Below are 17,277 nucleotides of genomic sequence, written 5' to 3'. Positions count from 1 at the left end.
CATGACGTCATTCGAAGTGGTCGCCGAGGGCCTGGGCAAGCGGTACGGCCCGACCCGCGCACTGGACTCGTTCGACCTGGCCGTCCCGACCGGCACGGTGTACGGGCTGCTCGGCCCCAACGGTGCGGGCAAGACGACGGCGGTACGGATCCTTGCCACGCTGCTGCGGTTCGACGCGGGCCGGGCCAGCGTGGCCGGGTACGACGTGCTGCGCCAGCCGGACGAGGTGCGCGCCCGGATCGGGCTGACCGGGCAGTACGCGGCGGTCGACGAGACCCTCAGCGGCCGGCAGAACCTGGAGCTGTTCGGCCGGCTGTTCCGGCTCGGGCGCCGGGCGGCCCGTCGACGCGCCGACGAGTTGCTGGAACGGTTCGGACTGGAGGACGCGGCCAGTCGCTCCGCAGTGGAGTACTCGGGCGGGATGCGTCGACGGCTGGACCTCGCCGCCAGTCTGATCCGTACCCCGCGGGTGCTCTTCCTCGACGAACCCACCACCGGCCTGGACCCGCGCAGCCGCAACCAGGTGTGGGACCTGGTTCGCGACCTCGTCGCGGACGGGACCACAGTGCTGCTCACCACGCAGTACCTGGAGGAGGCGGACCAGCTCGCCCACCGCATCTCGGTGATCGACGCCGGGCGGGTGGTGGCCGAGGGCTCACCGGACGAGTTGAAGGCGATGACCGGCGGTGACCGGGTCGAGGTGGTGGTACGCGACGCCGCCGCCCTGACCCGGGCCGCCCGCGTCGTCGCGGCGACCTGCGGCGCTGAACCAGAGGCCGACCCGGAGGTCCGGCGACTGAGCGTCCCGGTGGCCGACCGGGTCGCCGGGCTGGTCGACGTGGTGCGGGCGTTGGACGACGCCGGAATCGCTGTCGAGGACATCGGCCTGCGGCGCGCGACGCTGGACGAGGCGTTCCTGTACCTGACCGGGCACCGACCCGACGAGGCGCGCGAGCCCGTCGGGGTAGGACGAAAGGCGGACCTGGCATGACGGCAGCGGTGGCCGACGGTTGGACGATGACCAGGCGGAACATGATCCACGTGGTCCGCTCGCCGGAGGAGATCATCCTCTACTTCTCGCTGCCGATCATGTTCGTGCTGGTCTTCGGGTACGTGTTCGGCAGCGGCATGCAGGTGGCCGGCGGTGGCAACTATCGCGAGTTCCTGCTGCCCGGTGTCTTCGTGATGACGATGCTGTACGGCCTGGGCGCCACCGCGACCGGCGTGGCTCTGGACCTCAGTCGAGGTGTCGTCGACCGGTTCCGGTCGATGCCGATGGCCCGGTCCGCCCTGATGACCGGCCGCAGTGCTGCCGACCTGCTCCGCGCGCTTCTGGAGATGTCCACCCTGCTGGTCTGTGGTCTGCTCGTCGGGTGGCAGTGGCGGCAGGGTGTGGGCAAGGCGCTGCTCGCCGTCGGGCTGCTCCTGCTGCTCCGCGTCGCGATCACCTGGGCCGGGATCTACCTGGCGCTGCTGGTCCGTAACCCGGACACCGTCGGCGTGATCGTCTTCCCGGCCGCGTTTCCGCTCACCGCGATCTCCAACGTGTTCGTGTCGCCCGAGCTGATGCCGCCGGTCATCGGAACGATCTCGGAGTGGAACCCGTTGTCGGCCACCGTCGCGGCGATGCGTGAGTTGTTCGGCAACCCGGGGCTCGGTGGCGACTCCTGGCCGGCGGAGCACGCCATGCTGTTGGCGGTGCTGTGGCCGGTGCTCCTGATCGCGATCTTCGCCCCGCTGGCGGTGCGCCGCTACCGGCGGTTGAGTCGCTGACCAGGCCGCCGGTGGCCCGCCCTCAGCGCGTACCAGGCGGCCCCGACGGCGAGCACGCCGAACCCGGCGAGGACGCTGCCGAGCGGCAGGTTGACAGCGAGCAGCAGACAGCCGACCAGCCCCAGAGCGGCGACGACCCGGACCGGCAACCGCCGGTCCGGGTCCCGGCCCAACGTGAGCGCCGCAGCGTTGGTGATCGCGTAGTAGACCAGCACCGTGCAGCTGGAGAAGCCGATCGCCTGCCGTACGTCGCCGAGCAGCACCACGACGATCACCACGGCGGCCACCGCCACCTCGGCCCGGTGGGGCACCTGGCGTACCCGGTGCACGGCGGCCAACGCGCCGGGCAGGTCGTGGCGGCGGGCCATGGCGAGGGTGGTCCGGCCCACCCCGGCGACCAGGGACAACAGCACGCCGACGACAGCGATTGTCGCCCCGGCCCGGACCACCCAGGCCAGGCCGGGCAGCCCGGCGGCGGTCACCACGTCGACCAGGGGCGCGGCGGACCCGGCCAGCCGGTCGGCGCCGAGCACGCCGAGCGTGACCACTGCCAGCACCAGGTAGATCGCGAACACCAGCCCGAGGGCCAGCGGCACCGCGCGGGGGATGGTCCGGTGCGGGTCGCGGACCTCCTCGCCGAGGGTGGCGATCCGGGCGTACCCGGCGAAGGCGAAGAACAGCAGCCCTGCCGCGGTGAGCACGCCCCGGGCGGAACCGCCCGGCTCGCCCAACCGGTCCAGGCGCACCGGACCGCCCACCACGCCGACCACAGCGACCACTGTCAGCACCGCGAGCACGAGCACCACCAGCAGCTTCGTGGCGGTGGCCGTCTTGGCGATGCCCCGCAGGTTCACGGCGGTCACCGCGAGCACCGCGCCGACCGCGACGAGCCGGGCCTGCCCCGGCCACAGGTACGCCCCGATGGTCAACGCCATCGCCGCACAGCTCGCCGTCTTGCCGACCACGAACCCCCAACCGGCCACGAACCCGGCAAACGGCCCGAGACGTTCCCGGCCGTAGACGTAGGTGCCGCCGGACTCCGGGTAACGGGCCGCCAGCCGCGCCGAACTGGTCGCGTTGCAGAAGGCGATGACACCGGCGAGCACCAGCGCGGGCAGCAGGCCGGCGCCGCCGGCCGCCGCCGCAGCCGGACCGAAGACCACGAAGACGCCCGCACCGAGCATCGAGCCCAGACCGATGACAACCGCATCGGGTACGCCGAGCCGCCGCGCCAGTTGATCCACGGACCGAAACCTTAGGGGTACGACGTGAACGGCCGGTCCCATTCCCGTAACCGGCCGGGTAGGGGCAGGTTGTCCCAGGGCACCCGGTGCAGCAGCCGGTCCAGGAGCAGGCCCAGCAGCAGCCCGGCCACCGAGTCGGTCAGCCAGTGCCAACCCAGGTAGGTGGTGGTGGTGAGGACCACCAGCGGCGGGACGATGCGGATCACGGCGACCAGCCGGCTCGGGAGTTGTCGACCGAAGCTGCGGGCCAGCGGGGCGAGCAGCAGCGCGATGACGCCGTACCAGACGATGGCGTTGGCGACGTGCCCCGAGGGGTAGGACTGGGCGAATCGCACCGGCAGGTCGTCGTGGAACAGCGGCAGGGTCTGCTCGGGTGTCAGGAACGGCTCCTTGACGCTGGCGCTCGGTGCCGCCCGCGCGGTCCAGACCTTCAGCGGGCCGATCGTGAAGGTGGTGATCACGAACCCGACCACCGGTAGCAGGATCGGCCGCACCGACCGCAGCCGCACGGCCAGCAGCACGCCCAACCCGACGCCGATCAGGGTGAGCGGGGTGCCCTGGCCGAGGAAGTTCAGCACCCGGGCGACCCAGTACGCGGCCGTCGGTCGGTGCGCGTCGGCCCAGTCGGCGACAGCCCGGTCCAACCCGAAGAGTTGATCGGCGGCGAGCGCCACGGTCAACCCGACCAATCCGACCAGCAGCAGCGCGTCGAACCACCAGCCGGCCGGGCGGACTGGCCGTAGCCGCAGGTCACGTCGTACCGCCGTGGGTTTGAGCACGCGACCACGCTACCGGCCCGGTGCGAGGCCGGGGTGTTCGGCGCTGTGGGCCCAACCACGAAGTGAGGCGGATGCGGGGGGCGACCAGTCATGCTTGTGCCCGTGCGGATCACGTCTGCCCTCGTGGACCCGGCGCTGCTCGACCTGCCCTGGTCGACTCCGCTGGAGGAGTGGCCTGCCCAACATCTGGTGGCCCTGCCGCAGGGCATCTCCCGACACATCGTCCGGTTCGTCCGGCTCGGTGACTACGTCTACGCGTTCAAGGAGACCCGCGAGCGGATCGCCGAGCGGGAGTACGACCTGCTCCGGGCCCTGGAGAGGATCGACTTTCCCTCGGTCGAGGCGGTGGCGGTCGTCGCCGACCGGCAGACCGAGGACGGGGAGCCCCTCGAATCGGTGCTGATCACCCGGCACCTTCAGTTCTCGTTGCCGTACCGTGCGCTCTTCTCGCACACGCTGCGACCGGAGACGATGAGCCGGCTGCTCGACGCGCTCGCCGCCCTGATCGTGCGCATGCACCTGACCGGCTTCTTCTGGGGCGACTGCTCGCTGTCGAACACGCTGTTCCGCCGGGACGCGGGCGCGTTCGCCGCCTACCTGGTGGACGCGGAGACCGGCGCGTTGCACAACTCGCTCTCCAACGGTCAGCGCGGTGAGGACCTGGAGATCGCCCGGGTGAACATCTTCGGCGAGGCGTTGGACCTGCAGGCCGCCGGCCTGCTGCACGAGTCCATCGACCCGGAGGTGGTCTGCGAGGAGGTCGTGCAGCGCTACGAGCGGCTGTGGCACGAGATCACCTACGAGCAGGCGATCGAGCGGGAGGCACGGCGCGACATCGAGGGCCGGATCCGCCGCCTCAACGAGTTGGGCTTCGACGTGGCCGAGGTGGCCATGTCGGGTGGCGAGGACGGGCGTTTCCTGGTCCGGCCGAAGGTGGTGGACGCGGGCTACCACACCCGGCGGCTGTTGCGGCTGACCGGTCTCGACGCCGAGGAGAACCAGGCTCGCAAGCTGCTCAACGACCTGGACGCCTACCGGGCGGAGAGCGACCTGATCGACGAGCAGCAGGCCGCGCACCGTTGGCTGACCGAGGTCTTCGAGCCGGTCGTCCGGGCGGTTCCCGCGCACCTGCGTCGCAAGTTGGAGCCGCAGGAGCTGTTCGCGCAGATCATCGAGCACAAGTGGCTGCTCTCCGAGCAGGCCGGCCGGGACGTCGGGATGCGTCACGCGGTCCAGTCGTACCTGGCCGACGTGCTGGTGCACCGCCCCGACGAGCAGGCCATCCTCGGCGTGGAAGTCCCCAGCCTCAGCTGAGATCCAGCCTGGTCGTCTGCCTTCGGAGCTGATGTCGTAGGCGATTCAGCTCCGAAGGCTCTCCAGGTGCCCTGTCGAGCTGCCCCGGATGTGGGGCAGCTCGGCGTGAGCGGCACTGTGGAGACAATCCCCGCGTCAGGCTGCTCGCGCGCCTGGTCTGCCCCAAATCTGGGGCAGCTCGACAGGCGGTGAACCAGGCGCGGTCGGTAGCGCCTGGCGCTCAGCAGGGGCAGTAACGGTCAGTCCACCCAGGAGCCTCCGCGCAGCACCCGCACCACGTTCAGGTCGTCGTCCAGCACCACCAGGTCGGCGCGGAGTCCGACCTGGAGGGCACCGACCCGGTCGCCCAGGCCGATGGCCCGGGCCGGGGTGGTGGCCACCATGCGAGCCGCGTCGGCGATCGGGATTCCGGCATTCACGGCGTGCCGCAGTGCGGCGTCCATGGTCAGGGTGCTTCCGGCGATCGCGCCGTCACGGGCGAGCCGGGCCACCCCGTCGGTCACCGTGACGGCCTGACCGCCCAGTTCGTACTCCCCGTCGGCCATTCCGGCCGCGGCCATCGCGTCGGTGATCAGCGCGGCCCGGTCCGGGCCGGCGGTCGCGGCGACGTAGGTCAGCATGCCGTCGTGCAGGTGCACCCCGTCGGCGACCAGCTCGCAGATGACTGTGGGCGCGTCGAGCAGCGCCACCACCGGGCCCGGCTCGCGGTGGTGCACCGGTCGCATGCCGTTGAACAGGTGGGTGCCGACGCTGGCGCCGGCGGCGACGGCGGCCCGGGTCTGCTCGTACGTGGCGTCGGTGTGGCCGACCGCCGCCACCACCCGCTGCGAGGCGAGCAGCCTGATCGCCTCCAACGCGCCGTCGCGCTCCGGGGCGAGGGTGACCATCCGGACCGCGCCCCGGCCCAGCTTGATCAGTTCGGTCAGCTCGTCGGTCGACGGGTCGCGGAGGTACTCCGGGTTCTGCGCGCCGCAACGCGTCGCGGAGAGGTAGGGCCCCTCGAAGTGGACACCCGCCAGCACGCCCTCCTCCACCAGCGGGCCGAACGCCTCGGTGGCCGAGCGCATCAACTCGAAGGGCGCGCTGACCAGGCTCGCCAACAGGGTGGTCGTGCCGTGCGCGAGGTGGAAGTCGGCAGCCGCCCGGGCCTCCTCGGCGTCCCCGATCGTGAAGGTGTGCCCGCCACCGCCGTGCGTGTGCATGTCGACGAAGCCCGGCAGGATCCAGTGCCCGTCACGGACCGTCGGGTACTCGGCGACGGCGGTGATCCGATCCCCGTCCCACTCGACGCAGCCCTGTCGGATGACACCGGTCGGGGTCACCACGCGGCCGTTCACCCGTACCGTCATCGTTTCTCCTGGTGGTCGTGGCCGCGCACGGCGTCCAATGCGAGCAGGGCGGCACCGAGGCAACCAGCCTCGTCGCCGAGGGCTGCCGCGACCAGTTGCGGCTCCCGGTGGAAGGTCATCCGCTCGTGCAGCGCCGCCCGCAGCGGGGTCAGCAGCAGATCGCCGGCCTGGGCGAGGCCGCCGCCGAGCACTATCGTCGCCACGTCGAACAGCGCCTGCCCGCTGGCCAGGCCGTCGGCGAGCGCCTCGACCGTCTCCTGCCAGACCTGGCTGGCGAGTGGTTCGCCGGTCGCGGCCCGTTCGGCCACCTCGGCCGCTGACACCGGAGCGTCGGCCGCCTCACCGGCCAGTTCGGCGTACCGGCGTCCGACCGCCGCGGCCGAGGCGACCGCCTCCAGGCAGCCGGGGCGGCCGCAGCCGCAGCGCGGGCCGTCCGGCCGGACCAGGATGTGGCCGATCTCCCCGGCGGCGCCGTGCGCGCCCACTGCGGCGTGGCCGTCGACGACATGCGCCGCGGCGATGCCGGTGCCGATCGCCACGAACAGCACGTGCCCGGTGCCGCGACCGGCGCCGAGCCGGGCCTCGGCGAGACCACCGACACGCACGTCGTGGCCGAGCGCCGTCGGCAGGCCGAGCCGCCGCACCGCCAAATCCCGCAGGGGTACGTCCCGGAAGCCCACGTTCGCCGACCAGACCGCGACCCCGCGCGCCTCGTCCACGACACCGGGGACGGCGATGCCGACAGCGATCGGTGTGAGGCCGTCGGCGCGGGCCTTGTCGGCGAGCCCTTCGGCGACGTCCAGGATGGTGGCGACCACTGCCGCCGGACCGCGCGCGGCGTCGGTGGGGTGCCGCTCGGTGCGTACCGCGACGCCGTCCGGCCGGACCAGGGCGCACTTCATGCCGGTGCCACCGACATCCAGCGCGACGACCACCGGGTCGGTAGGCGCGGCGCCGCCGCTGTTCATGCCAGCACCACGGCCCGGGACAGGTGCCGGGGCGCGTCCGGGTCGAGGCCCCGGCTGGTGGCCAACGCGACAGCGAAGCGTTGCGCCAGGATCAGGTCGGCCATCGGGTCGACCGGGGTACGACCGGCGGACCAGCTGCCGAGCACCGTGCGCCAACCGTGGGTGCGGCTGTGTACGAAAGCCGCGCCGGTGGCGGCCACGTCCTCGGGTAGCCCGTCGGGCAGTTCGCCGAACGCCCAGACCAGGCGGCCGGGTGCGGCGACCGAGATGGGCCCGTGTCGGTAGTCCATCGCCGGGTACGCCTCGGCCCAGAAGATCGCCGTTTCGCGGCACTTCAGGGCGGCCTCCTGGGCCAACCCGATCGTCCACCCCCGACCCAGGAAGGTGACCTGCCCGATGGTGGCCGGGTCGATCGGCAGCGGAGAGCGCACCGCCACCTCGGCGTCGGCGGCGAGCGCGGTGACCGGGTCGCCGAGGTGGGCGCGGAGCAGAGCCAGCGCGGTGGTCGCGAAGCGGGTCTGCACCACCGACCGCTCGTCGGCGAAGGGCATGGTCACCGCGGCGGTGGCGAGGTCGACCGCCGGGGACGCCGGGTCGCCGACGATGACAGTGGTGGGTGTCCGTCCACGCAGTGCGGCGAGCAGTTCGAGCACCTCGGTGGTGCAGCCGGAGCGGCTGATGGCGATCAGCCGGTCGTAGTGGCGGCCGGTGGGGAACTCGGACGCCTGGAACGCGTCGGTCTCACCCTGACCGGCCTGCTCGCGGCGGGCCGCGTACGCCATCGCCATGAACCACGACGTGCCGCAACCGACCACCGCGACTCGTTCACCGGGGCGCGGCAGGTCGCCGTGGACGACGCCGGCCAGTTCGGCCGCCTCCCGCCAACAGTCGGGTTGGCTCGCGATCTCCGCGTCCACGTACGCCATGGCAAACTCCTCGCAGGGGCGACCGGTGCGCAATACGGCTCGTTAGACCCGCATTTCGCGCGTTATTCTGCGCGAATGCGGGTGGCCGTGGCAACCGGCCAGCCGATCGCGCAGGTCAGTCTTTTGCGCCCACCTAGTTTCGCGCACTAGTGTGCACGCAATCAATCACCGTCCGTGCAGTTGCTGGGAGGGCCTCCGCGGTGGACCGGTACGCCAGATGGAACGCCCTTCTCGAGATGCTGACCGACAACGGCCGGGTCAGTGTCGAGGCGGCAGCCGAGCGGCTGGACGTCTCCCAGGCCACCATCCGGCGTGACTTCGACCAGCTCGCCCAGCAGCAGATGATCACGAGGACGCGCGGTGGCGCGGTCGCCAACGGCGTCTCGTACGACCTGCCGCTGCGCTACAAGACGGCGAAGCACTCGGCGGAGAAGCAGCGGATCGGCGCTGCCGCCGCCGCGCTGGTCACGCCCGGCACTGTGGTCGGCCTGAACGGTGGCACCACCAGCACCGAGGTGGCGAGGGCCCTCGCCGTCCGGCCGGACCTGAACACCAGCGCCGAGGGTGCCCAGCTCACCGTGGTCACCAACGCGCTGAACATCGCCAACGAGCTGCTGGTGCGGTCCCGGATGAAGGTCGTGGTGGCCGGCGGGGTGGTGCGCCCGAAGTCGTTCGAACTCGTCGGCCCGCTGGGCGGGGCGCTGCTGCGTGAGGTCACCCTGGACGTCGCGTTGCTGGGTGTGGACGCGATCGACCCGCAGCTCGGCGCGGCCGCCCACCACGAGGGTGAGGCGGCGATGAACAACCTGATGGTGGCCCGGGCCAAGCGAGTGGTGATCATCGCCGATTCGTCCAAACTGGGGGGCCACGCCTTCGCCCGGATCTGCCCCGTCGAGCGGGTGGAGACGTTGGTGACCGACTCCGGTGCCGCACCGGAGGTGGTGGAGGCGTTCCGCGCCGCCGGCGTCCAGGTCGTCTGCGCCTGAGCCGTCACGTTCCGTCGATGAAGTAGTCAGTTCGGCGCGTCGATGCATACCGCGTATTGCGTGTGCCTGCATACCGCGTATGGTGTCGGCTGTCACGCCCACCCATCGGGGGAGGTGCAGCTTGCCAGCTGTCCTGGAGATCGAAGGTCTACGTAAGACGTACAAGAGTCGTCGACGCGGCACCCGCAACGCGCTCGACGGCTTCGACATGCGGGTCGACGCGGGGCAGGTGCACGGCTTCCTGGGTCCGAACGGGTCCGGCAAGACCACCACGCTGCGTACCCTGCTCGGCCTGATCCGACCCGACGGCGGCCGGATGGCGCTGCTCGGGCACGAGGTCCCCGACGCGCTGCCCACTGTCGCCGGCCAGGTCGGCGCGATCGTGGAGAGCCCGCAGTTCTTCCCGCACTTCAGCGCACGGGACACGCTGTCCCTGCTGGCCGGGGCGGGCGAGGTGCCGGCCACCCGGGTCGACGAGGTGTTGGAGCTCGTCGGGCTGCGCGACCGGGCGGGGGAGCGGGTCAAGACGTACTCGCTGGGCATGAAGCAGCGGCTCGCCGTCGCCTCGGCCCTCCTGAAGAACCCGAAGCTGCTCATCCTCGACGAGCCCGCCAACGGCCTCGACCCGGGCGGCATCCGGGAGATGCGCACGCTGATGCGCAACCTCGCCGAATCGGGAATGACAGTGTTGCTGTCCAGCCACATCCTCGGCGAGATCCAGCTGATCTGTGACTCGGTCACCATCATCTCGCTGGGTCGGCGGGTCGCGTTCGGCCCGGTCGACGAGGTGCTCGCCCAGCACTCGTCAGGCGCGGTCCGGATCCGGTTGGAGGCGGTCAGCGACCTGCCGGTGGCCACCGAGGCGCTCACCAAGGCCGGGATCCGGGTCACCGGGCACCCCGACCACCTGATGCTGACCGGCGTCGACAAGCCGGCCTCGGTGACGCGGTTGCTCGCCGAGCAGGACCTCTACGTCAGCGAGTTGGCGCCGATCGCGGTCGACCTGGAGAGCGTCTTCCTAGAACTGACCGCCACCGCACCGGTGCCCGGTCAGCACCGGCAGGTCGACGAGTCCATGAAGGTCGGTGGGACGGGTCAGCCCGGCACCGCCGGAGGAGGGTGGGGCGCGTGAGCCTCTATCGTACGGAGCTGCGCCGGCTCGCCAAGCGGCGTTTCACCCGCTACATGACGCTGCTCGGTCTGGTGGTGCTGGCCGCGGTGGTGGTCGGTGTGTTCTTCACCAACCACAAGATCGACGCTGGTCAGCGTGCCAAGGCGGAGCGCGAGGCCCAACAGCAGTACGAGTTCCAGGTGCGCGACAGCGAGCGGGCACGCGTCGAGTGCGAACAGGCGAAGACCGCTGGCACGCCGACCGACGGCCGCTACCCGGATGACTGTTCGATGATCACGGCCCCGCCTCGGGAGGAGATCCGGGCGGAGTGGTACCTGCCGTCGACGTTCAACTTCCGGGAGACGTTCGACGAGACACTGATCCCGTTCGCGGCGATCCTCGCGCTCGTCGGATTCGTGATCGGCGCGTCCTTCGTCGGCGCCGAGTGGAGCACCGGCGGCATGATGAACCTGCTGCTCTGGCGGCCGAAGCGGCTCACCGTACTCCTCACCAAGCTGGCCGCGCTGCTCACCGGCATCCTGGCGGTGACTCTGCCCGCCGCGGTGCTGTGGTTCGCCGGTTTCTGGGGGGTGGCCACCTTCCGGGGCACCACCGAGAAGGTGACCTCCGGCGTCATGCAGTCGGCCATCCTGACCGGGGTACGCGGTGTGGTGCTGGTGCTGGTGCTGACCACCATCGGCTTCGCCCTCGCCTCGCTGGGTCGGCACACCGCGATGGCCCTCGGCGGCGTGGTGGCGGTGATGGTGGTCGGCCAGTTCGGGCTGGGCATCCTGCTGTCGATGGCGAACGTGAAGTTCGCCGAGGCCTGGCTGCTGCCCACGTACGCGCTGGCCTGGATGACGAAGACGGTGACGTTGCAGGACTGGAACTCCTGCAACGCGACCTTCTTCGGGGAGTGCAAACCCGCCACGATGGATATCACGTGGCAGCAGTCGTCAGTCCTGTTCTCGGTCGGCTTGGTGGTGATCCTCGGGGCTGCGGTCTGGGCGATGCGTCGCCGCGACATTTCCTGAGATACCGGCTACTGAGGCCCCCGGCACACGTCGGGGGCCTCAGTGCGTTCGGGTACCGCCGCGCCGGCTGCTGCGACAGGGGTCCTCGCTGGCTAGGCTGAGCGAATGTCCGCCGACGCCACCACCCCAGAGTCGTCCGCCGACGCTCGTCCAGGTGGCGTCGGGCCGACCGTTCCGACTCCCCGGCCGGCGCCGCACATCGAGGCCGCCGACGAGCCGGCGCAGCCGGCCGAGCCGACCGACGAACCGGCGCCCGTCCAGCCTGTCGACCCGGCGGCCCTGTTGACCGAGCGCGAGCGGGCCATCCTCGCCTTCGAGCAGCAGTGGTGGCGGCACGCCGGGGCCAAGGAACAGGCCGTCCGGGACACCTTCGGGGTTTCCTCGACCCGCTACTACCAACTGCTCAACGGGTTGTTGGACAATCCGGCCGCCCTCGCCGCCGACCCCGTGCTGATCGCGCGGCTCCGCCGGTTGCGCTCGTCGCGCGCCCGCAACCGCCGCCGCTGACCGGCTCCGCTGGTCGTTCAACGCGGGAGTGAGTCATCTGGCCAGGAATGTCACCCGACCCACTGGGTACGCGGGCAGCGCTGCGGCATCGCTGGTAGCTGGACCGGAGGCGACGGAGGGAGCGGGCGGTGGCTGGTGCCAACCCTCGGCAGGTGTGTCGATGATGCGGGTGCGATCCGCGTCCGCGCCGGCCCCGGGCCGACCGGTCAACGAGGACCTGGTCTTCCAGATCGGCCCGCTGGTCGGCGTCCTCGACGGCGCGACAGTGCCGGAGGGCTTCGACACCGGCTGCGTGCACGGGCCGGAGTGGTACGTGCGGCACCTGGCCGCCCGGATCGCCGTGGCGGAGGCGGTCCGCCCGGCGGCCCGTCTGACCAGCAACCTGGCCGCCGCCATCCTCGCGGTACGCGCCGACCACGGCGAGCAGTGCGACCTCGACCATCCCGGCACCCCGTCCAGCACGGTCTGCCTCCTGCGTGACTGCGGTGACCAGGTCGACTACCTGGTGCTCTGCGACAGCCCGTTGGTCCTGGACTGCGGCGGTCAGGTGAGCGTGGTGACCGACAACCGGCTGGACGCGGCGATGGCGGAGATGCGGGAGACGGTCGCCGTGCTGCCGGGCGGGGCGGCGGACCCGGTCACTCGGTTCCGGCACGCGGTGAGCGTTCAGCGGGAGCGGATGAACCGCACCCACGGCTACTGGGTAGCGGCGGCCGACCCCGACGCGGCCTTCCACGCCATGACCGGGACGCTGCCCCGGCACGGTCCGACGGCGCTGCGCCGGGCGGCTCTGCTCAGCGACGGCGCATCCAGCGCTGTGGAGCAGTTCGGGTTGACCGACTGGCCCGGTCTGCTGGATCTGCTCAGCGCGGACGGGCCGGGCCGGTTGATCGACCGGGTCCGGGCCGCCGAGCGCGACCACGGTGATCGGTTGCGCCGGCACAAGGCGACCGACGACGCCTCGGTGGTGTTCTGCGAGTTTCAGCCGACCGCGTGACCACCATCGGGTGACGACAGAGCGTGATGAGAAACACCCGGGCCGCCCGACCGGCCGGGACCGGTAGCCGGACCGCCAGTGCATCGCCAATGGGGTGGACTTCGGCCGATGGGGGCGGCAGACTGCGGCACGTGGCGGGTGCGGTCCGGCTGGAGCCGGTGGACGAGGGCAACCTGGAGCCGTTGCTCTCCGTAGCGGCTGCCGAGGCGGAGCCCGGTGACGTCATGCCGCCGGTCGAAGCCCCCGCCGGTTGGTCGCTCGCCCGCCGCGAGGCGTTTCGGGAGTTCCACCGGGCGAGCTTCGGTGGGCTGGACGGCCCGACCGGCTCGCAGATGTACGCGATCCTCGCCGGCGGCGAGGTGGTGGGCATGGTGCGGATGACGCGCTGTGACGAGCCCGCCACGGTGGAGACCGGGATGTGGCTCGGTCGCTCGGCGCGCGGACAGGGGATCGGCGCGGCCGCCCTGCGGGAGTTGTTGAACGCCGCCGCCCGGGCGGGCATGCGGGTCGTGGTGGCGGAGACGACTGCGGACAACGCGGGTGCCGTTGCCGTCCTCAATAAATGCGGCGCGAAACTGTATGAGCAGGACGGAAAGGTGCGCGCCGAAATCTGCCTTGATTCGACGCCCCCCGCACTCTGACGCTCACTTCTGCGTTTCATATCGCCTATCACTCTCCCTGGTGGGAAGCGCCCTGCTGTCCGTTATAGCGTGCGGCGTCCCGCCTTTCCTGATCGGTGTGAGCGCCTTTATCCGAAGGGCGTGGAATCGGTTTCGGCAGAATGCTGCCGGGTACTGCCCGCCGGGTCCACAGACACGGAAAGCCTGATCAGAGGAACAGCGCGCCGTTATTTTTGGTAGCCCTCCTCCGGCCCCCACGGTCAGGCTTCCGGACCCTTTCGGGGAGCGAAGGAGAGCAGATGAAGACCGGCACACGAATCGGATTGGCGGTGGGCTTCGGCTACCTGCTGGGCCGCCGCCGCAAGTTGCGTACCGCGCTCACCCTGGCCGCCGCAGTCGCCGCCGGACGGGCCAGCCGTGACCCCGGCGGGCTGCTCAAGCGCGGCACCGATGTCCTGCACTCGTCCCCCGCCCTGAGCAACCTCAGCCGGCTGGGTGGGCCCCTCGTCAACGCCGGGCGGGCTGCCGCGAACGCGGCTGCCGGCAGCGGCGTGGACGCCCTCAGCGGTCGGCTGCGCAGCTCGGCCGACGCGTTGCGCAGCCGGTCCGGCAACCAGGACGACGGCAGAGGCGCTGACCAGGGCACCGACAACGGTGACGCGGAGAAGAACCACCGGGACGAGTCGACCGGGCAGCGGGGGCGGTGACGGTGGCAGCGAACGCGAACCCCGGCGGTCTGGGTGACAAGGTCCGCGACCAGTTGGTCGGCGAGGTGCGCAACCTGGCCGGAGCCATCGGTGAACGGGCGATGTCGGTGGTGACGGAACGGATCACCGGTGCGACCGGCCGACTCAGCGACTACGCGCGCCAGGGCGGCGGGCCCGGCCTCATCGCTGCGGCGACCGGAGCGCAGAAGCTCGCCGAGGGTGACTCACCGGTGAAGGCGATGGTTCATGCCGGAGTGGCCGGCGGTAAGGAGAAGGTGATGTCGGCTCTCGGCCGCATGGGCGGTAAGGGCGGCGGCAAGGGCGGCAAGAAGCAGAAGGTCACCAACATCGTCGAGACCATCGAGGTCGGTGTGCCGGTGCGGGCCGCGTACAACCAGTGGACCCAGTTCGGCGACTTCCCGAGCTTCATGAAGAAGGTCGAGAACGTCGACGCCGACTCCGACGAGAAGCTGACCTGGAAGGCGCAGGTCTTCTGGTCGCACCGGACGTGGGAGTCGACGATCGTCAAGCAGGTGCCGGACAAGCTCATCCACTGGCGGTCCAAGGGCGAGAAGGGCTCGGTGGACGGCACTGTCAGCTTCCACGAGATCACCCCGGACCTGACCCGCATCCTGGTGGTCCTGGAGTACCACCCGCAGGGTCTCTTCGAGCACACCGGCAACCTGTGGCGTGCCCAGGGGCGGCGGGTCCGGTTGGAGTTGAAGCACTTCGTCCGGCACGTGATGACGGAGGTGGCGCTCGACCCCGACCAGGTCGAGGGCTGGCGCGGCGAGATCCGCGACTCCCAGGTGGTCAGGGACCACGAGACCGCCGTCCGCGAGGAACGCGAGCAGGCCGAGGAGCACGAGCAGGCCGAGGAGCGCGAGCAGGCCGAGGAGCGCGAGGAGCGCGAGCCGGAGGAGCCCTCTCGTCGGCCCGCCGGTCGGCAGCGGCAGCGTCCACCCCGGCGACCGGCCGAGCCGGAGTACGACGATGAGTACGAGGCCTACGAGGACGGCTACGACGAGGGGTACGCGGAAGAGCCCGACGAGGAACCACCGCCCGCGCCGCGCCGCCGTACCGCCGAGCGGGCCCGTCGCCCGGAGCCGCGGGAGGAGCCACAGCGGGCCCGTCGCCCGGAGCCACGGGAGGAACCACAGCGACCTCGGCCGCCGGTCCGGCGCGGGGCCGAGCCGCCGCGTCGCCCGGTGGTACGTCGTCGGCGGGAGGAGGACGAGTGACAGTCGTTTCCGGTGACGGTGCGGCAGGTGGCGCCCTGGAACGTACCGGGTCCACCGCCGGCGGCCTCGCCGACGTCGTGGAGACCGTGCTCGACAAGGGCGTGGTGATCGACGCGCAGGTCACCGTCGGGGTCGTCGGCATCCCGCTGGTGGAGATCAACGCGCGGGTCGTGGTGGCGAGCATCGAGACGTACCTGCGGTTCGCCGATGCGGTCGACCGGCTCGACATCGCCCCGGAGGACGCCGGGGGCCTGGCCGGACTGGTGGGGGGTGTCACCGACGTCGTCTCCGACGTCACCGGCTCGGTGCGGGACGTGACCGGCAACGTGCGGGATCTCGGGAGGAGCTGAGATGGCGGACGAGACGGGACTGTTCATCTACGGGCTGGTGCCGGCCGACGTGGAGGCGACGCCCGACGCGGCCGGGGTCGGCGAGCCGCCGGGCGAGGTGGCGGTGATCCGGCACGGGGATCTCGGGGCCCTGGTCAGCGAGGTGCCGCTGGACGCCGCCCTGGGTCGGCCCGCCGACCTGCGGGCGTACCAGGAACTGCTGGACGGGACGGCGGAGGTGGCACCGGTGCTGCCGGTGCGCTTCGGCACTGTCGTGACCGGCCCGGACGCGGTCGTCGACCTGCTCGAGGCGCATCATGACCGGTTCGCCGCCGCGCTCGCCGAGTTGGAGGGCCGGGTGCAGTACGTCGTGCAGGGGCGCTTCGACGAGCGGACGCTGCTGCGTGGCGTCCTGGACGAGAACCCGGCCGCCGCTGGGCTCGCCGAGCAGATCCGCGGCCGGCCCGAGACGACCAGCCGCGAACTTCGGATCCGGCTGGGCGAGCTGATCAGCCAGGCGGTGGAGCTGCGCCGGGAGGCGGAGAACCGTCGGTTGCTCGACGTCGTCGCCGAGTACGTCGTGTCCACGCAACTGCGACCGCCCAGTCACGAGATGGACGCCGCGCACGTGGCGCTGCTGGTCGACACGGATCAGGAGGCGGCGATGATCGACGTCCTGGAGGAGTACGCCCAGCATCGGAGGGGTCTGCTCCGGTTGCGCCTGCTGGGACCGCTCGCCCCGTACGACTTCGTCGCCGCGCACCAACTGGCGGGCTGACCCGTGGACCTGCTCTGGGCGCTGCTGACCCTGCCGTACGCGCCGGTGCGGGGGCTGACGGCGGTGGTCGGGGTGGTCGCCCGAGAGGCGGAGGCGCGGCAGCGGAATCCGGTCAACGTCCGGCGTGAGCTGGAGGAACTGGATGCCGCTGCCGCCGCCGGTCAGCTGACCCCGGAGGAACGCGACCGGGCCGAGCAGCGGGTGCTGGACCGGCTCACCGGCGGCGTCAGCCGGCAGCGCCCGCCCCAGCGCAGGCCGGCTGGTGAGGGAGGTGTGCGCGATGTCCGACGACGACGTCCGGGCCCGGCGACGTGACCCGGGCACCGAGGACTATCCCGACGACGAGTACGTGGAGCCGGCATCGGCGGCCGAGGCGGCCCGGGCCGGGCTGCGGCAGCTCGTCGAGCTGACCGGCCGGGAGGCGTCCGGGACCGTCTCGTTGGAGGCGACCGACGACGGCTGGCTGGTCGGGGTGGAGGTGGTGGAGGCGCGGCGCGTCCCCTCGTCCATCGACCTGATGGGCCTCGACGAGGTGGAGCTGGACATCGAGGGCGGCCTGCTCGGCTACCGGCGGGTGCGCAGCTACCAGCGCGGGAAGGGCGAGGTGGGCTGAC

At 71.6% G+C, this 17,277-nt stretch carries 19 protein-coding genes and 1 pseudogene; 15 read left to right on the top strand and 5 right to left on the bottom strand.

Annotation, left to right across the window (positions count from 1 at the left end):
* Position 1: 1 nt before the first annotated feature.
* Both O7631_RS03035 and O7631_RS03030 read left to right on the top strand, forming a co-directional pair.
* Positions 2–991, top strand: coding sequence for an ATP-binding cassette domain-containing protein (locus O7631_RS03035; protein ID WP_278142920.1), 990 nt, complete (start codon positions 2–4; stop codon positions 989–991).
* The gene (locus tag O7631_RS03030; protein WP_278142919.1) at positions 988–1,773 is read left to right on the top strand and encodes an ABC transporter permease; all 786 of its coding nucleotides are present in this window, start codon (positions 988–990) and stop codon (positions 1,771–1,773) included. Before O7631_RS03035 ends, O7631_RS03030 begins: the two co-directional genes overlap by 4 nt.
* On the opposite strand, the gene O7631_RS03025 is transcribed toward O7631_RS03030, so the two are convergent.
* Entirely contained in the window at positions 1,752–3,017 is a 1,266-nt protein-coding gene (locus O7631_RS03025; RefSeq protein WP_278142918.1) for an APC family permease, read from the bottom strand. The genes O7631_RS03030 and O7631_RS03025 overlap by 22 nt on opposite strands.
* An 11-nt stretch (positions 3,018–3,028) precedes the next feature.
* Entirely contained in the window at positions 3,029–3,766 is a 738-nt protein-coding gene (locus O7631_RS03020; protein ID WP_278147822.1) for a phosphatase PAP2 family protein, read from the bottom strand.
* Positions 3,767–3,886: 120 nt separating this feature from the next.
* On the opposite strand from O7631_RS03020, the gene O7631_RS03015 reads away from it, so the two are divergent.
* A complete protein-coding gene (locus O7631_RS03015) occupies positions 3,887–5,110 on the top strand; it encodes a DUF4032 domain-containing protein (RefSeq protein ID WP_278142917.1) in 1,224 nt (407 codons plus the stop codon).
* A gap of 239 nt (positions 5,111–5,349) precedes the next feature.
* On the opposite strand, the gene nagA is transcribed toward O7631_RS03015, so the two are convergent.
* From nagA to O7631_RS03000, 3 genes are read right to left on the bottom strand one after another with little or no spacing between them, the layout of a single operon-like run.
* Complete coding sequence (nagA, locus tag O7631_RS03010; RefSeq protein WP_278142916.1) at positions 5,350–6,459, bottom strand: N-acetylglucosamine-6-phosphate deacetylase; 1,110 nt, start codon at positions 6,457–6,459, stop codon at positions 5,350–5,352.
* Complete coding sequence (locus O7631_RS03005) at positions 6,456–7,427, bottom strand: ROK family protein (RefSeq protein ID WP_278142915.1); 972 nt, start codon at positions 7,425–7,427, stop codon at positions 6,456–6,458. The genes nagA and O7631_RS03005 overlap by 4 nt, the downstream gene beginning before the upstream one ends.
* Positions 7,424–8,353, bottom strand: coding sequence for an SIS domain-containing protein (locus tag O7631_RS03000; RefSeq protein WP_278142914.1), 930 nt, complete (start codon positions 8,351–8,353; stop codon positions 7,424–7,426). Before O7631_RS03000 ends, O7631_RS03005 begins: the two co-directional genes overlap by 4 nt.
* 200 nt (positions 8,354–8,553) lie before the next feature.
* On the opposite strand from O7631_RS03000, the gene O7631_RS02995 reads away from it, so the two are divergent.
* The 12 genes and pseudogenes from O7631_RS02995 to gvpO all read left to right on the top strand — a co-directional run bounded on the left by O7631_RS02995 (position 8,554) and on the right by gvpO (position 17,276).
* Positions 8,554–9,339 (top strand): DeoR/GlpR family DNA-binding transcription regulator, encoded by a 786-nt coding sequence (locus tag O7631_RS02995; protein ID WP_088987368.1) that lies wholly within the window; start codon positions 8,554–8,556, stop codon positions 9,337–9,339.
* Positions 9,340–9,460: 121 nt separating this feature from the next.
* Positions 9,461–10,471, top strand: coding sequence for an ATP-binding cassette domain-containing protein (locus O7631_RS02990; protein WP_278142913.1), 1,011 nt, complete (start codon positions 9,461–9,463; stop codon positions 10,469–10,471).
* Complete coding sequence (locus tag O7631_RS02985; RefSeq protein WP_278142912.1) at positions 10,468–11,484, top strand: ABC transporter permease subunit; 1,017 nt, start codon at positions 10,468–10,470, stop codon at positions 11,482–11,484. The genes O7631_RS02990 and O7631_RS02985 overlap by 4 nt, the downstream gene beginning before the upstream one ends.
* A 105-nt stretch (positions 11,485–11,589) precedes the next feature.
* Complete coding sequence (locus O7631_RS02980; protein WP_278142911.1) at positions 11,590–11,991, top strand: DUF3263 domain-containing protein; 402 nt, start codon at positions 11,590–11,592, stop codon at positions 11,989–11,991.
* Between the two features lie 160 nt (positions 11,992–12,151).
* Positions 12,152–12,988, top strand: coding sequence for a hypothetical protein (locus O7631_RS02975; protein WP_278142910.1), 837 nt, complete (start codon positions 12,152–12,154; stop codon positions 12,986–12,988).
* A gap of 131 nt (positions 12,989–13,119) precedes the next feature.
* Positions 13,120–13,629: a GNAT family N-acetyltransferase gene (locus tag O7631_RS02970; RefSeq protein WP_278142909.1), complete on the top strand. Its 510-nt coding sequence runs from the start codon at positions 13,120–13,122 to the stop codon at positions 13,627–13,629.
* 278 nt (positions 13,630–13,907) lie between these two features.
* On the top strand, positions 13,908–14,315 hold the full coding sequence (locus tag O7631_RS02965; protein ID WP_278142908.1) for a hypothetical protein: 408 nt from the start codon (positions 13,908–13,910) through the stop codon (positions 14,313–14,315).
* Positions 14,316–14,317: 2 nt separating this feature from the next.
* The gene (locus O7631_RS02960) at positions 14,318–15,556 is read left to right on the top strand and encodes an SRPBCC family protein (protein ID WP_278142907.1); all 1,239 of its coding nucleotides are present in this window, start codon (positions 14,318–14,320) and stop codon (positions 15,554–15,556) included.
* Positions 15,553–15,771: pseudogene (gene gvpJ, locus O7631_RS33245) on the top strand (gas vesicle protein GvpJ); the annotation flags it as partial. The gene O7631_RS02960 and the pseudogene gvpJ, both read left to right, overlap by 4 nt.
* Positions 15,772–15,907: 136 nt before the next feature.
* Positions 15,908–16,663, top strand: a complete 756-nt coding sequence (locus O7631_RS02950) for a GvpL/GvpF family gas vesicle protein (protein ID WP_278142905.1) — start codon at positions 15,908–15,910, stop codon at positions 16,661–16,663.
* A 3-nt stretch (positions 16,664–16,666) separates the two neighbouring features.
* Entirely contained in the window at positions 16,667–16,978 is a 312-nt protein-coding gene (locus tag O7631_RS02945) for a gas vesicle protein GvpG (protein ID WP_278142904.1), read from the top strand.
* Entirely contained in the window at positions 16,944–17,276 is a 333-nt protein-coding gene (gene gvpO, locus O7631_RS02940; RefSeq protein WP_278142903.1) for a gas vesicle protein GvpO, read from the top strand. The genes O7631_RS02945 and gvpO overlap by 35 nt, the downstream gene beginning before the upstream one ends.
* The last annotated feature ends 1 nt before the right edge of the window (position 17,277 follow it).

It is taken from the genome of Micromonospora sp. WMMD967 (assembly GCF_029626165.1).
Lineage (GTDB): Bacteria > Actinomycetota > Actinomycetes > Mycobacteriales > Micromonosporaceae > Micromonospora > Micromonospora taraxaci.
Note: the sequence above shows the minus strand (reverse complement) of the source record. Positions and strands in the feature narration are given on the sequence as shown.

What these genes read in the sequence shown, in the direction of transcription:
- nagA (WP_278142916.1), bottom strand. Translation starts at nt 6,459, where the DNA reads ATGACGGTACGGGTGAACGGCCGCGTGGTGACCCCGACCGGTGTCATC.
- O7631_RS03005 (WP_278142915.1), bottom strand. Translation starts at nt 7,427, where the DNA reads ATGAACAGCGGCGGCGCCGCGCCTACCGACCCGGTGGTCGTCGCGCTG.
- gvpO (WP_278142903.1), top strand. Translation starts at nt 16,944, where the DNA reads ATGTCCGACGACGACGTCCGGGCCCGGCGACGTGACCCGGGCACCGAG.
- O7631_RS02975 (WP_278142910.1), top strand. Translation starts at nt 12,152, where the DNA reads ATGATGCGGGTGCGATCCGCGTCCGCGCCGGCCCCGGGCCGACCGGTC.
- O7631_RS02965 (WP_278142908.1), top strand. Translation starts at nt 13,908, where the DNA reads ATGAAGACCGGCACACGAATCGGATTGGCGGTGGGCTTCGGCTACCTG.
- O7631_RS02950 (WP_278142905.1), top strand. Translation starts at nt 15,908, where the DNA reads ATGGCGGACGAGACGGGACTGTTCATCTACGGGCTGGTGCCGGCCGAC.
- O7631_RS03015 (WP_278142917.1), top strand. Translation starts at nt 3,887, where the DNA reads ATGCTTGTGCCCGTGCGGATCACGTCTGCCCTCGTGGACCCGGCGCTG.
- O7631_RS03000 (WP_278142914.1), bottom strand. Translation starts at nt 8,353, where the DNA reads ATGGCGTACGTGGACGCGGAGATCGCGAGCCAACCCGACTGTTGGCGG.
- O7631_RS02980 (WP_278142911.1), top strand. Translation starts at nt 11,590, where the DNA reads ATGTCCGCCGACGCCACCACCCCAGAGTCGTCCGCCGACGCTCGTCCA.
- O7631_RS03035 (WP_278142920.1), top strand. Translation starts at nt 2, where the DNA reads ATGACGTCATTCGAAGTGGTCGCCGAGGGCCTGGGCAAGCGGTACGGC.
- O7631_RS03030 (WP_278142919.1), top strand. Translation starts at nt 988, where the DNA reads ATGACGGCAGCGGTGGCCGACGGTTGGACGATGACCAGGCGGAACATG.